At 31.5% G+C, this 15,173-nt stretch carries 15 protein-coding genes and 2 pseudogenes; 3 read left to right on the forward strand and 14 right to left on the reverse strand.

The window, feature by feature from the left end; genetic code table 11:
- Positions 1 to 582: 582 nt before the first annotated feature.
- Positions 583 to 879, forward strand: coding sequence for a hypothetical protein (locus tag COL05_RS08930; protein ID WP_000219733.1), 297 nt, complete (start codon positions 583 to 585; stop codon positions 877 to 879).
- A gap of 109 nt (positions 880 to 988) precedes the next feature.
- On the opposite strand, the pseudogene COL05_RS31785 reads toward COL05_RS08930, so the two are convergent.
- The 9 genes and pseudogenes from COL05_RS31785 to COL05_RS08980 form a co-directional block, all read right to left on the reverse strand.
- Positions 989 to 1,135: pseudogene (locus tag COL05_RS31785) on the reverse strand (IS3 family transposase); the annotation flags it as partial.
- 48 nt (positions 1,136 to 1,183) lie between these two features.
- A pseudogene (locus tag COL05_RS31250) lies at positions 1,184 to 1,255 on the reverse strand (barstar family protein); the annotation flags it as partial.
- Positions 1,256 to 1,524: 269 nt separating this feature from the next.
- The gene (locus tag COL05_RS08940) at positions 1,525 to 2,091 is read right to left on the reverse strand and encodes an acyltransferase (protein WP_098668349.1); all 567 of its coding nucleotides are present in this window, start codon (positions 2,089 to 2,091) and stop codon (positions 1,525 to 1,527) included.
- On the reverse strand, positions 2,084 to 3,214 hold the full coding sequence (locus COL05_RS08945) for an aminotransferase class I/II-fold pyridoxal phosphate-dependent enzyme (protein WP_098668350.1): 1,131 nt from the start codon (positions 3,212 to 3,214) through the stop codon (positions 2,084 to 2,086). Before COL05_RS08945 ends, COL05_RS08940 begins: the two co-directional genes overlap by 8 nt.
- Before the next feature lie 19 nt (positions 3,215 to 3,233).
- A complete protein-coding gene (locus COL05_RS08950; protein ID WP_098668351.1) occupies positions 3,234 to 5,792 on the reverse strand; it encodes a glycosyltransferase in 2,559 nt (852 codons plus the stop codon).
- Positions 5,793 to 5,968: 176 nt separating this feature from the next.
- On the reverse strand, positions 5,969 to 6,760 hold the full coding sequence (locus tag COL05_RS08960) for an enoyl-CoA hydratase (protein WP_098668353.1): 792 nt from the start codon (positions 6,758 to 6,760) through the stop codon (positions 5,969 to 5,971).
- 733 nt (positions 6,761 to 7,493) lie between these two features.
- Positions 7,494 to 8,303 (reverse strand): class I SAM-dependent methyltransferase, encoded by an 810-nt coding sequence (locus tag COL05_RS08965; RefSeq protein ID WP_142337407.1) that lies wholly within the window; start codon positions 8,301 to 8,303, stop codon positions 7,494 to 7,496.
- Between the two features lie 384 nt (positions 8,304 to 8,687).
- Entirely contained in the window at positions 8,688 to 9,098 is a 411-nt protein-coding gene (locus COL05_RS08975) for a hypothetical protein (RefSeq protein ID WP_098178854.1), read from the reverse strand.
- A 114-nt stretch (positions 9,099 to 9,212) separates the two neighbouring features.
- Positions 9,213 to 9,401 carry a helix-turn-helix transcriptional regulator gene (locus COL05_RS08980; RefSeq protein WP_084065900.1) on the reverse strand — a complete coding sequence of 63 codons (189 nt, stop codon included), beginning with the start codon at positions 9,399 to 9,401 and terminating at the stop codon, positions 9,213 to 9,215.
- A 160-nt stretch (positions 9,402 to 9,561) separates the two neighbouring features.
- Between COL05_RS08980 and COL05_RS08985 the strand changes: the two genes are divergently transcribed.
- Positions 9,562 to 9,885, forward strand: a complete 324-nt coding sequence (locus tag COL05_RS08985; protein ID WP_098559929.1) for a helix-turn-helix domain-containing protein — start codon at positions 9,562 to 9,564, stop codon at positions 9,883 to 9,885.
- A gap of 228 nt (positions 9,886 to 10,113) precedes the next feature.
- On the opposite strand, the gene COL05_RS08990 is transcribed toward COL05_RS08985, so the two are convergent.
- Together COL05_RS08990 and COL05_RS08995 are read right to left on the reverse strand one after the other, a co-directional pair.
- Positions 10,114 to 10,239, reverse strand: a complete 126-nt coding sequence (locus COL05_RS08990) for a hypothetical protein (RefSeq protein ID WP_000709205.1) — start codon at positions 10,237 to 10,239, stop codon at positions 10,114 to 10,116.
- Complete coding sequence (locus COL05_RS08995; RefSeq protein ID WP_084065902.1) at positions 10,236 to 11,309, reverse strand: Rap family tetratricopeptide repeat protein; 1,074 nt, start codon at positions 11,307 to 11,309, stop codon at positions 10,236 to 10,238. Before COL05_RS08995 ends, COL05_RS08990 begins: the two co-directional genes overlap by 4 nt.
- A 509-nt stretch (positions 11,310 to 11,818) precedes the next feature.
- Between COL05_RS08995 and COL05_RS09000 the strand changes: the two genes are divergently transcribed.
- Positions 11,819 to 13,237: a right-handed parallel beta-helix repeat-containing protein gene (locus COL05_RS09000; RefSeq protein ID WP_098668355.1), complete on the forward strand. Its 1,419-nt coding sequence runs from the start codon at positions 11,819 to 11,821 to the stop codon at positions 13,235 to 13,237.
- A 290-nt stretch (positions 13,238 to 13,527) separates the two neighbouring features.
- Here the strand turns inward: COL05_RS09000 and COL05_RS09005 are convergent, their stop codons facing one another.
- From COL05_RS09005 to COL05_RS09015, 3 genes are all read right to left on the reverse strand, one after another.
- Positions 13,528 to 13,821 (reverse strand): hypothetical protein, encoded by a 294-nt coding sequence (locus tag COL05_RS09005; RefSeq protein WP_084065904.1) that lies wholly within the window; start codon positions 13,819 to 13,821, stop codon positions 13,528 to 13,530.
- Between the two features lie 4 nt (positions 13,822 to 13,825).
- Positions 13,826 to 14,026, reverse strand: coding sequence for a helix-turn-helix transcriptional regulator (locus COL05_RS09010; protein WP_000933886.1), 201 nt, complete (start codon positions 14,024 to 14,026; stop codon positions 13,826 to 13,828).
- 188 nt (positions 14,027 to 14,214) lie between these two features.
- Complete coding sequence (locus tag COL05_RS09015; protein ID WP_084065905.1) at positions 14,215 to 14,640, reverse strand: HD domain-containing protein; 426 nt, start codon at positions 14,638 to 14,640, stop codon at positions 14,215 to 14,217.
- Between the last annotated feature and the right edge of the window lie 533 nt (positions 14,641 to 15,173).

Below are 15,173 nucleotides of genomic sequence, written 5' to 3' on the forward strand. Positions count from 1 at the left end.
GCAAAATTAAAAATGAGCCCAGTACAATACCGGACTCACTTTTATCAAGCTGCCTAATGAAATAACCGTGTCTAACTTTTAGGGGTCACTTCAAAAAGTGCTCTTTTTACTTTACATGTCACTCACCCTACAATGAATTAAGATTTTAACCTAAGAATAATTTATGTAATTATTTCCAATACTAAGAGTAGATTGGTAACAGCCAATCTGTATCCATAATGAATCTCTGATTTTCTTGAATTCTCCCTGAGGCAAGGCGGCTATTTTTAATAGCCGTCTTTCTTGTATGAATTATAAATATTTACACATACTATTAACGGAATGGTTGAATCATTGTCATTGAAAATGTTCAGCACTTCCGCTCCTTAAGAGAACAGTCTACGCAACTGTTCTCTTTCCTATTTCCTTTTTTCACGCATATAATCTGACAAGCATTATTAACTCTAACTCCCCTACAATCAATCGCATTGCAACATTCTCAACATTGCCTCAACAAATTCTCAATATTTTTCATGGACAACAGCACACTTTCTCAACAGTTTTAATATCTTAATATTAAATACTGAAAGGAGATGTTGAAAAATGACTTGGTTCATTATTTTAGGATTTATGCTTATTTTAATAATAAGCGGTTTTCATGCACATAGTATTCATATCATTTTCAAAATAGGTTCAGATACAAAAGCTGTGCCAAGTTGGTCTTTCGTTAATAAAATAAATTTCCAAACATTAAAAGAATTAATAAAAGGACTAAATAAGGATAAACTTAAAATCCTTACAATAGGAGAACTTGTTATTCCTTTAAGTTTCTTTAATAGATTATTTAGCAAAACATTAATTTTTCTATTCCTATTCTTTTACTCTCAATACTTAAACTAATGTAATATGGATGAGTTAAAGAATAACAATCACTAAGCGTAGCAAGCCAACTTTCGATTGCCTATAATGAATTGGACCTGAAGAATTAAACAAAAAATTAAGCGGCTGTTTAAATGTGAGTCCTGTATTGTACTGGACTCATTCCTTTTAACTTTATTTTTATTTTTTTGCGATTGTAATGAACATTATACTTATCTAATACTATCTTAATATGTTCCATACCTTCGAATTTTGTAAGATAAGTTACTTTTGCTTTGTCTTGTTCTGTAATTCCATCTCTTTTTGAACAAAGTCCTCCCCTCCATGCTGTTAACCAATCCCACAACGCGTCAGCATTCTCTCCATAATAATTCGGTAAATCTAATTTATTTTTCAATATTTTATAATTGTTTGTTACTTGAATGTGATATATAGTGATTCAATCGAGAAATTCATAAAAAAAACGTTATTCTTTCCTATTTAGCTTATTTAGAAAGAATAACGTTTTTTTACTTTGGGATAGCAATGTGTTACAACAACCCTCTTTACTACAAAAAGACAACTATAAAGATAGCCCCATAAATAATACAGTAATCACATAATAACCCCTCATACATGTCTTTTTTTATTTTTTTGAGAAATGCTGCAACAAAATATTTTAAACACTCAGGAATTAATGCTTTTTAAAAATTCATTTTCTAATTCTACTATCTTTTTTTTACGAGCTTTTATTTTTCTTACGGGCACCCCAACATACATATACCAATCATCTAAACTTTCTTTTACCATACTCATCGCACCAACTGCCGCTCCTTCTCCTATTACTACATTTGGAAAGATAATAGAATGGGCACCAACAATGGCATGCTTTTTTAAAATAACTTTTCCAGCTTTCACATTTTTATATTGATGTGGAATAGTCGGTCCCATTAATGTATTTCCGCTAAAATCATCAATTGCTGCATATACAATTGTTTTTGATGAAATATTTGCAAAATCATGCATTTCAATCCCCATTTCTCCTCCAAATAACGCTGTATATGCCGCTATATGTGAATAACTTCCAATTGTAATTTTGCCACTTAAAATGCAAAAGTCATCGATTCTTACATTATTTCCAACAGATATAGCACCTGGATTATATATGCTGGTTTTTTTACTTATTAATACATTTTCCCCGACAGATAGAAAGCCAATTTCGCTCAACTCTTCTTGACTATAAAAACTATTCATCTGTGGACACCACCTTCTGTATTAAACACATTATAATTTTCTCTACTATTTCTTTTGTCATTCCTTCCCATAAAGGTAGACTAATTATTCGTTTTGCTATTTTATTTGTATTTGTTAAATCTGTAGACTTATATTTTTTAAAAAAATCTTGTTGATGACAAGATGGTGAAAAATATGATCTAGCTTCTATCTTTTGCTTTTTCAACTCTTCTATTATCTGCATATTGTTAATTTTTTCTGAACAGAGGATAGGCATAAATTGATGAATAACTGCTTTTGTCTTTTGAACTTGCCAGCCTTTTTTTATTAATCCCGTACTTTGTAATAACTGTTTATACCATTCAGAGATACGAGTTCGTTCTTGCATTTTTTGATTCCATTTATTTATCGTTGTAATCCCAATAGCTGCTGCATATTCAGTCATTTTACAGTTAAACCCCATCATCGTACATTCACGATTATGATCAAATCCAAAATTACCCATTCTTTTAATTTGATTTATCTCTTCCTCATTATGGCTATATATCATACCACCTTCACCAATTCCGAAAGGCTTTGTTGCATGAAAGCTATATACAATCATACCACTAAAATTCTGACCGTAATGTACACCCTCATGCATTAATCCAAACCCTGGTGCCGCATCTACAACAACCGGAACGCCCTTTTTCTCTAATTCTTCATAGTCTTTCAAGTCCATCCATGATCCGAATGTTGCATATGGAACAACAACTGCAACCTCTTCTTTTAATTCATCAATCTTATCCAAAAGTACCGTTTTATCCATACACCAATCATCTAATGAAATATCAATAAAATAAGGCTCCAAGCCACACCAAATAGCTGCCAATGGAGTAGCAGGGAATGTAAAACTAGGCATAAGAGCATACTTTCCTTTTTTTCTTTTCTTACATTGAATTGCCGCCATTAACCCTAGCGTTGCGTTTGCTACTGTTGTAACAGCTCCCCTGTTCTGAAAAAATTCCGACATAATTGTTTCTTCAAAACGTTGATTTATAGGTCCATAATTTGTATATATGTGGGATATATCAATTCGCTCTAATTCATTTAAGTACTCGTTTGCAGGTACAATTGACGCACGTAAAAAAGGAATATTCTCCATATTCATCTATTCCTTTCTATCATTTTCGGACAATATAGAGCATATCCGTTTTAGATAATCCGAATTTCCTAGCAATTTCTATTCCTTGTTTTTCAGCTATGTTATATAATTCCACCTTAAAGCCCGCATCTGTTAATCGTTGAATAAATCCCGACCGATTATAAATCCTTACATGATCTTCTTGACCAAAGGCTATTTTTCTCAATAATGGCGTTACAATAGATTTATCCTCTATAATAAAATCTACATTCATTACGATTGGCACCTGAATAATTCCCCATCCATTTGGCTTTAGTACCCTATATAATTCTCGCATTGCTTTTTCATCGTCAGGCACGTGTTCTAATACATGACTACATATAATAACATCAAAGGTATTATTTTCGTATGCAATTCTCGTAATATCAATTTCCTCCATTAAAGAATCCTTTGGTTCTAAATCCCCACATATATAAGTAATGTTTTTAAACTGGCTAAGCCATCCTCTTACCTTCACTTCAGGTGCAATATGCAGCATAGTATAATTCCTACTTAACAAATCCGTTTCTGTTTCAATGTATGCACGATACAACCTGTCACGATCCATCGAATAGCAAACTGGACAGATACCTGTATCTTTATTCCACATCTCAAATTCATATTTTAGAAAATCATAATGTGCTGGCCAAGGAGAAAAACTTTTAAATTCTTGATTGCAATATTGGCAATAACAAATATCTTTCTCGAATATATGAGTAACTAGTTTATTTAACCCGCTTTTTATCTTTTCATTATAAATTTGATTTAGTTCTCCACTTCTTACTGCATCCTTCAGTATAAATCCCGCATTCTCCAAACAATAAGATAAGCTCTCTTTATAATCTCGTTCAGTACTTAAAAACCCACTACTATGTGCATCTGTAATTAATTCAATCCATTCTTCAATTGTCATTAATATAAAGTGCATTTGTTTTTGATTTTGTCCACTATGTTGTCTAAAGTAGCTAAGAGGTTCCTGTATATAAACTACTTTCCCTTTCCTCATCATATCTAACCAAGTTGCAATGTCATTAATGGAAGAATACGCTTTTCCCTTAAAATAACCAAATTTCCCTCCAAAAAAATTGCGATTAAACAAAACTGTTGTCGGTTCTCCAACTACGTTTTTCAAGTTTTTCAACATATAATTCCCTAGTGTTTCCCCTTCAAAAATTGTAGTTTCTGTGGCAATTTTTACATTCAATGTTGAGGGTGGTAATATCTCTCCATTCTCATCAATCAGTTCACGATACGACGTCACAAATGCAATGTTTTCTAATTCAGAAAAGTATTTCATCATTCTCTCAATCTTTTCATGATGAAATAAATCATCATCTAATAAAAAATTTATAAATTCACCAGTAGCAAGCTCTATACATTGATTAAAATTTTCAGCCACCAATGGATTTTCATTTTTAACATATGTTATACACTCATATTCTTTTAAGTATGGTTGGATCATTGCTTTTACTTCATCATTTGTACTATCGTCAGAAATTATAATTTCAATATTTTCATAGGTTTGATTCAAAGCACTTTTGAGGGCTAATTCTAAGTAATGAGGTCTATTGTAGGCAGGAATTAGTATACTGACTTTTGGGAGGTGCGAGTTGATATTCATACGCTGTTTTTTCTTTTCTATATTTATTTTCTTTAGCTTGATTTGTTGATAGTAGTCTAATGAATATAATATGGATGATGGAGCAATTCTTCTTGCATAGTCTAGAAAATTAGTAATAGCTTTGTCTAACTCCTCTTCGGAAGATAAGAAACCATATTTTTCTTCAGCTATAATAATACTATGCGAAAAATCTTCTAACCCATCCATCATTTTATTAGATTCATTTAACTGCTGATTTGAATGTAATCGAAAGTAGCTTAGGGTCTCCGCTATATATACTGCTTTCCCTTTACTCAGTAAGGATAACCATGAAGCTACATCTACGTTGCAAAGATACCGCCTTTTATCAAACACACCATACGGTTCTGTTAAATCATTTTTACGAAATAGCACCGTTGTAGGTTCTCCTATATAATTCTTTTGATTCATAATCACCATATTTCCTAATTGTGGCCCATCTATAATCGTATCTGTATAAAATAAACGCATCGTTGAATAAACATCTGGCAATAGGTTTCCTTCTGCATCCATTACTTGGCGATGGGATGTTACAAGCTTAATTTCATTATCTAGATCATTTAAAAAGTATTTCATCATTTTTTCAATTTTATTTATGTGAAATAAATCATCATCCATTAAGAAATTTATATACTCACCTTTCGCTTTATGAAATAACATAAGTGAGTTCTCAAATTGTCCAAGAGTTGAGCTATTTTTTATATAAATAATATTTGAATGATCAGACAAGTACTTTTGTAACACTTTCTCTGTTTCGTCGTTTGTACTATCATCTCCTATTATAATTTCTATATTAGGATATGTTTGTTCTAATACACTACATAAAGCTTTTTCAAAGTAATGTGGACGATTATACGTAGGAATTAATACACTTACTAAAGGCATTTGATTTATTTTCTTTTCATTTGTACCATATTCCATTCTATTCCTCCGCTTTTTTATTTATTTTCACTTTTGAAATATACATGCTACTACAAATGTACTTATTAGACGAACTAGATCTGAAAGGTGTTGCGAAAAACAAATAAATAGCTTTAAAAACAGCATCTATGTTGGCATAGTGTAGAATAAACCTTGATAACTTTTTTCGTCCCATTCTATTTATTTGTAAAATGCGGCATTCTTTTTTCAATAAATGCCTTTACCCCCTCCTTCACATCTTCTGTTTGAAATACTTTTCCAAAGTAACGCGCTTCAATCTCAAGCCCTTCTTGTAAAGGTACTGCTGCCCCTTCGCGAATTGCCAACTTCATATAGGCGAGAGCTGGAAGAGAAAATTTACTTATTTCCCTTGCAATCTCTTTTGCTTTATTTAGCGCCTCTCCTCGAGGAGTAATGTAGTTAACCAAGCCTATTTCTTTTGCTTTTTTTGCTGTAATCGATTTCCCTGTGAACATCATCTCTTTTGCTTTCCCTTCTCCAATTAATCTAGGTAAGCGCTGGGTTCCTCCAGCCCCAGGAAATAAACCTAACGTAATTTCCGGTAATCCAATTAAAGATTGTTCTTCTATTATCCTTAAGTCACAAGCAAGTGCTAATTCACATCCACCACCTAGTGCTAACCCATTAACAGCAGCTATAGTCGGTTTAGACAGATTCTCTAGTTGATTAAGAGGTTGTTGCAATTCTAATGATTTCATCTCGGCATATTTTTCACCTTTGCCCATCCAATCTGGAAATTCTTTTATATTCCCTCCTGCTACAAAGGCCTTTTCTCCACTTCCAGTTATAATTACGACTGAAATATCATTATCAATTTCTATTTCCTCTAATACATCTACTAATTGTTGAACTACTTCTAAACTTAAAGTGTTGACTGGTGGATTTTGAATTGTAACGACAGCAATACTTCCTTTTTTATTACAAGTTACTACTCGTTCATTCTTCATAAAAAATCCCCTTTTAAACTACCTAATTTTTCACAACACCAAGCATCTTTACTTCACTCACCATCAGCCTAAATTTCCGAATATGGTTCCGCTTTTAGAAATTCATCAATTTATTGTATGAACTGTAGAAGCATAAAATGAGCAATCCTTTCTTGGCACCACTTTATAATCTAAACATATTTTTAAATTATTCTTTTACTGTATTAATTGGCTTCATGTTTCTTTGGTTTCCGTTACACAGTTTCTGAAGCTGGGATGACTCTTAGAAAAAATGAGATAAGAAGACTGATACATGAGGAACATTAAATGAGAACAGTTTAAGAAAGACACTATTTTAGTAACCACTTGTATTTAAGTCTTTTTTAACTAATTTGTTGTAATTACAATTGAACTACCCCCACTTTCACTTCGTTTAGAAGTGGGGAATTCCTAAGTAAAGAGTTCTATCGAACGCTAAATAAAAAAGCTTATCCTTTAACACGTAATGATAAGCTTTTTTATTATTCTTTTGATTTTTTGTTTTCGGAAGTATTTCTTTAAGTTGATAGCAATGCGGTGCTATCAAGCTAAAACTTTATAGTGCCCTCAAAACGGAAACAACAAGTTGCATTTATATAAATAGCTTTTAAAAATTGATAATTTTGTTTAGGGATACTTTAAGATTTTAGCTTGAGAGGCATATAGTACAACCTCATACAGAGTGATTAGGATATTAAACTTAAACGTGTTATTTTTAGCATTCTAAATAATCGGGTTCAATGTATTTTTCTGTTTCAGGAGAACTTTTAATTTCTATAGGATATTTCTTAAAAGCTACAACAGTAACCCTATCTTCTTGAACTAAACTTCTGGATTCATTTATAGAAGAGAAACCTGTTCGCGTTAAAAAATTGTATAAAGAGGATTTTGTCATCCAAAAACTAGTAACGTTATCTAATGATGCCCATTTTGCTTTTAAACGTTCTTCTATTGATGAATTAGCAGAGTGTTCTAGCATTGTGTGTCCCTTATATTCATAATTTTTATAAAGTACTGATACATTAGGAGTAGAAGTGATATGAGTATCAATTATTACAAACCTTTTGCATACTTCATACACTTTTTCTAAAAAGGGGAATACATCTGAGCAGTCTAAATGATATAAAATACCCGAGCATAAAACAATATCAAATTGACCATATTTGTCAGCACTTAAATTTCTTACATCATCTTGATAAAAGGTTAAGTTTTCCAACCTTAATAAATCTTTAGCGAATATAGCTTTTTGTATGTTTGATTCTCTTCCTTCTATCCCTACAACAGTTGCTCCTTGCATAGCAAACTCAATAGCGTAATGCCCCTCTAAACAAGCTAAATCTAAGATTCGAAGATTTTTAAAATCACATTGTGTGATATCTTGAATCATTGTCACAATTTTTTTTAACGCAGGATTTGGTTGTCGAATATCTCTTGTATATAGAGTATCCGTTAATTTAATATCATAAGCGGTCCATTCACCATATTTACGAATAATGTTTTCTTTTTCGAGAACAAAATCTTTCATGATACAATTCGCCACCTTTAACATAATATTATGTGTAATATATACCTTTATAAGATCAATATATGTGTGTATAACTTGTATTTAGACGAAGGTAAACATTTTAAGTCTAATTCTATTTTATTCCTGCTAAATAAAATTCTCACTAATAAAAAATATGTTATATAACTATAAAAACTCTACCAAATTATTAAAGGAATCTCCTTCCCTCTATCGAATTATTGTAGAGGAAAGGAGAGGAATACATGGAAATTCTAGGATTAGATCCTCGCGCATTAGCGACTTTAGGTGCACTTGAATACACCAATCGTCGCAATAAATTAATCGAAGACTCGGAGAATAACATATACGAGTGTAAAGAAATAAAAGAAATACTTCAATCACTCCCTAAAGAGAAGCAGATTGAGGTTCTTGAGAATCAAGCTCACTTTGAAGCTGTGGCAAAGATGATTGAACAAAACAATTTAATTCTTTTAGAACAGATGAAAGCTCTACAGCTAATTCAGAAATAACAAACTTATGATTAATTAATTCTACATATGCTTCTATATATAATGTCTCTTTATCTATACTACCAGCCTCTGTTTTTACAGGGGCTTTTGTTATGCGTTGATTCATATTTTGAATTTGAATGGTTTCTTTCACATGTATGAATAGATCCTCTAATAAACCTGGTGTCGACTCTAATTCTTGTTTTTCAATTTCCTCTGTGACAGCACTTATAAATTCCCATAGTACCTTTGCACCTAGTAGTTCCGCTAATCGTTTTTCACGCATTTCAAATGTTTTCATGTTCATATTTAAACACTTCCCTTATCTAATATTCTTTTAAAAATAATTAATAAATTATTTCGTTTTAGGAAAACAATATAGAAATGAAATTCTCACCCTCAAATTACACGTATCGTGACATTAATCTTCAAAAAAAAGAGTCCAATCAAACTTTAGTACCTTAGCTATATTCTTTGCGACAGCAACACTTGGATTTCTTTCACCAATTTCAATCATTGCATACATACTTCTAGATATTCTTGCCTTATATGCAACATAATCTTGTGTTTTCTCTTTATTTTTACGTTTTTCTAATAACCAAAACCTCATTATTCCCCCTCTTTCTTTGTCACAAAATGTGTAACTAATGATTATATTACATAATTATAAATATGAAATCAATGTTTTTTACACATTTCGTGTACTTTATTAAATGTTACAAATTGTGACGTTATAATTGATATAGAAAACACCTAAAAGGAGGTAGCATATGTTTGGCACTAGACTACACACTCTTCGAAAAGAACGCAAACTGCGTCAAGAAGATATGGCAAATCAACTAGGGATTGCTCGAACTACATATGCAATGTATGAACAAGGAAATCGAGAACCTGATTATAATACATTGATAAAATTAGCGACTTTCTTTGAAGTATCAATTGATTACCTCCTCGGTACAACTGAAATGAGACAAGTTACAGACATACAGGATCCTGAGCTTTCTCAATGGTTGGAAGATATAAAAAATGCGACTCCTCAAAAGCGTGAGGAATTAAAGAAGTTTTGGGAGTTTATAATACAAAGAGAAGACTAAATTATTTAAAAAACCGCCACCTTGACAGGGTGGCGGTCAGCCACAACGGGTAGTTATACGCCTTTTGTCTTGTTTTCAATAACGACATAGGAGGCGTTTTTTTATGACATCTAATATGGAACATTATCTCTTATATTTTTCATTCCTACTGCTACTTATGTTATTTCTAAATTAATATGGTCATAATTAAAAAAGAGGGAGCTCGCAGCTCCCTCTTTTTTTAGATAATTAAATATGCTCTCCATGATCCATAAACACTTCAATAGTTTCATTTTGTGATACGTCTTTTACATTAGTAAGACCAAAAGTAAAAACAGCGGATAACATCATCATTAATAAGATTGCTTTTTTCATTTTAGCGCCCTTCTTTCTATACTCTTTTTGTCTGCATCTAAAGCGATGTGTAAATACTTGCTGGCTTTTTCGTGATTTTCTGAACCATAGAATATATTACCTAAAAGATAAGCATATTCTTTTACCCAATCATATAATTCTTCTCTTTCAAAATACATAATACCTTCCATGACCACCTTTTCTAATTCTTCTTGTGGTGCATAGTTATGTAATGCTTTTAAAATTTGAAAATGATGACGATAACATAAGTCACTAATCTTATAGCCATTCTCAATATATTCATTAGCATTATGATTGTGACCTAACTTAATATGTTCTCTTGCTAAAAGAAACATCGTTTTAGCGTTGTTTTCTAGTGATTCCTCTAAATGCTTAATTGCTAACTCTGACATGTTTTGACTTGCATATAAAAGTCCTAAATTGTGTTTTACACGTTTAGTAAGACTTTCGTCATTAGATTTTTGAAAAGTACCCAATGCTGAAAGTAAATATTCTTCTGCACTTTCGAAATCACTTAAGCGAGTGTGTGCCATCCCTAAAGTATTCAAACAAGCAGCAGTTTTTAATTCATACCCTGGACTAATTGAAAATACTTCATTTGCCTTCGTAGCAAATTGAACTGCTAGGATTGGTTTCAATATGTGATAGTAATGAACTGCAAGCCAATAATTAAATTCAGCTTTTTCGATTTCATCATGCATGTACTCTAAATACTTTTCAGCTTCTTCAAATTGCATTCTTGCTTCACTATGGTTTGCTGTATTAGTAGCATAAATTGCTTTAAATAAATGATGATAGTACTCTAAAAATGTTTCTGTAGGCTCTTGTAATGGCTCAATTTTATCCAAAATATCTTTTGAACTATCCATATCACGAATTAGCAGATTATACCGTGCATTCAATAATGCATAGTAGACTAATATTGTTTGGTCTTCCTTAATATTATTGATTTTATCTGCAATCTCTTCTTTTATTTTATTAGACTGTAATACACGTTGTGAAATTATAGCTTGATACCAGTCGTTTAATAATTTTGTGATTTCTTCTTTAGAAATAATTTCAACATTCATATACGCTACCCCCTTTTGTTAAATGTTACCACAACATACTTGTTTATATAAATGATTTTTTGAATATTAAAACTTGATAAACTTTTTTGAACACTTATATTAAACAATGTTAATTTCAGATTTATTGAACTACCCCCACTTTAAATAATTATCTGTTAATCTTACCAATCCAATTAGTACAACAGTTAACATGATACACAGGGAAGATTTAATTGAATAGAAAATATATTTTGAATAACTCCCCTTAAAATTAGTATCAGTATCCCTCATTCCCTCTTCTACCGATTTTAATGTCCGTATTTCTTCAAGTACACATATATGATTTGATTTTATACGAAAAATCATGAATTATTAAAAATTTAGTTTCAGATAGAATACGTAGACCATAGGAGTTGGTGTTTCTTAATCCAGAATACATTACTGGGTCTTTTTTTATTAGTACAAGATATAAATCGTCAGTTTGAATTATATAGTTGAGAAGGAATGCTTAATAAAGAAGGAGGATCATGATGAAATATCAAACAATATTTCTCTCATTAAAAAAATCGCTTTTTATCTTTATCCTTTCTTTCAGTATGTTAATTTTCACACTCCCTGCCTCTACCTTTGCACAATCCAATAGCAATGCAAACCCTGTTACAAATTACTATGTATCTCCAACAGGAAATGACCTCAATCCTGGTACATTAGATCAACCTTTCGCTACCATTCAAAAAGCTGCTAATGTCGCAAAAGAAGGAAGTACAATCTACATAAGAGGCGGAGTTTATAACCAAAAAGTTCGTGTCGCTCATTCTGGTACCTCAGGAGCACCCATTACTTTTCAAAATTACCAAGATGAAAAAGTCATTCTTGATGGTTCTAAAGTCAAGTTAGAAGATGATGGGTTATTTACAATAGAAGACAAAAACTATATTCAAGTAAAAGGATTAGAATTTCGTAACTTAAAGTCAACGAAAGTTAACGAAACCCCTATTGGTATTTATATCACTGGAACAGGAAGTTACATTGATATTAGAAATAATTATATTCACCACATTGAAGCAAATGTTAAGGATGGAAATGCACACGGTATTGCTGTATACGGTACTTCATCTAGTGCTCAAAATAATTTAAATCATATTGTCATCGATAATAACGAAGTAGCAAATTTGAAGTTAGGACTGAGTGAAGCAATTGCTGTGAATGGAAATGTAGATTCCTTTGAAGTTACCAATAACAAAGTACATGATAACAACAACATCGGAATTGTCCTGATTGGACATGAAGGCGTATCGCCAGTAGCTTCTTTAGATCAGGCACGAAATGGAGTTGTTCGTAATAACATTGTCCATCACAATTCATCCATCAATAATACTAGTTATAACGAATATTCAGCTGATGGTATTTACGTGGATGGTGGAAAGGAAATTATCATTGAGCAAAATCAAAGCTATGAAAATGATCTCGGTATTGAAGTAGCCAGCGAACATGCAGGAAAAAGCGCAAGCCAAATTACTGTTAGAGACAATACAATATCCAATAATATCATGAGTGGCATTGCAATTGGTGGATATGATAGTCAGCAAGGGTATGCTGAAAATAACACAATTACGAACAATGTAATTTATAAAAATGATACAAAAGATCAAGAGAGTGGCCAAATCGAATTAAATTACGATACTCGGAACAATGTAATTACCAATAATCAAATCTATGCAAGTAAAAGCCGTATTTTTATTAGCAATAATTTTAATAAAAACACTGGGAACAAACTGGATTACAATCATTACTATGGTGATTTCGATCAAAATAATGGCTTATGGCAATGGAAAAGAAAAACGTATAAAGGATTTTCATCTTATCAGGCAGCTATGAATCAAGAAGGAAATGAACAACATAGTGTATTTAGCAAATTGTCTCCTTCATTCAAACTTATTTTAAAATGAAGCAAATTTACTAAAATGACTTTGTCTTAGCACACTTCAAATCCCCTCCCCTATAATGGCAAGGAAGAATTAAAAATTGCAGTTTCAATTGAAACTGCAATTTTTCCATGCTTATAAAAAACCTGTATTTATTCTTTAAGTACATAGGTGTATCTATAATTATATTAGTAAGCTGCGGCTAATTTCTCTTAATATTAAGTACTAATACCTCCGCAGAAAATAATCTATTATTAATTCAGAAATAAGTATATTAAAAATATGAACCTTATTTTTAGTATTTCTTTTTATATTTAATAGCTCCTTCTCCAATATGAATAAGCAACTTTTATTATCCCTAAAGAAATAAAGAAATATAAGAGGATATTCACAAATTGTTCTGCTGTAATATACTGAAGTATGTTAAGGAAAAATAATATAAATATTCCCAGATAAAGAGTATTATATAAAAAATTAGTAGTTTTATACTGAATTTCTAAACCTCTCTCATCTCTTGCCTCTGGGCTTTTTTGAAATTTAAACATATATAATTCACTTAAGCATGATAAAACTATAATAATAATTACAGCATACTTTATAAATTCCATTTGTTTATTCCTCCTTAAATTCAAAAACTTCCTCTAATGGTTTTCCAAAAGCTTGGGCTATTTTAAATGCAAGAATTAAAGAGGGATTATATTTATTCCTTTCCATAGAAGCGATAGTCTGTCTACTAGCACCTACTCTCTCTCCTAAATCTTGCTGTGTCCAACCTTTTTCGGCACGACAAACAACTATCCGGTTGTTTAACAACTACCTCCACCTCCCATATATATTTTATCCTATTTTTAACATTTTGCATATAATTTTTAACATATTGTGTATTATTTTTTACATTTTGTTAAAAATATCATATAAGGAACATTGAATATTTGCAAGAAGTTGTCTCTTCAAACGACTAGTACTCTAGGAAATTGCAGCTAAAGAAATTGCTGTTTCTTTTATTTCTCTAAAAATTTAATCGCTTTGCGATACTTCTCCAATCGTTTTAGGTCTTTATCTGTTATCCTAGCAAGTCGTGAGAGGTCAGAATTATGTTTTAAATCTGCAAGTTTGACTGTACGGGCAAGAGAATTTTCTTTCACTTTGCTCAGATACTCAAAATAAGGTGTGTATTTCTCTTTTGTCAGTACCTGCACTGCCTCAACTACGTTATGAGGTATACCAGCATTTAATAAATCAGCAGCTATTATCTCAGTATCTTCCAGAACATCATGCAAATAAGCAGTAGCCTTCTCTTCGGTCGTATTTACAAAGCTAGCAACTGCCTCAGGGTGTTTAATATAATCCATACCTGCTTTATCTACTTGTCCAGCATGGGCTTTTTTGGCTATCTCATAAGCTATCTTTATATAATCAGGTAACATCGCAAAATCTCCCTTTCTTTAAATAAAATCTCCCCCTCTAGCAAGCTGTTCTAAAAGTGAAGGAGGAAAATATTGATATAATCCCTTAGCAAATCATTGAAGTTTATCTTGGAACAAAAAATTCGTAAAAAATGCCATCCTCTCTGTATATTTCTACAAAAAGAATAGCGTTTTTTGGTTATACGGATACAATTTTATTTTAATTTGAATTACGCCCTTTTCCCTTACGGGTATTTACTATATTAATGAAGAAAATTAGTCCGCAGACAAGAAATAAAAAAGGGTGCACCCATGTTCTAAAATTACCAAGACTTATAATAAGCATTATAATGCAAAGGATACAACCTATAATATCAATGCTAAAAGATAACTTTCCCTTTATTGTTTTCATTTATAACTATTCCCTTCCAGATGCCATCTTTAATTTATAATTCTCAATATAATAATAACATACGTTTCGGCTTTAACTATTTTTTACATTTAATTAATTATGTTGGTTCTGGTGCAACAAATACTGTTATTGTGTGTACTCG

The sequence above is a fragment of the Bacillus sp. AFS059628 genome (assembly GCF_002571225.1).
GTDB lineage: Bacteria > Bacillota > Bacilli > Bacillales > Bacillaceae_G > Bacillus_A.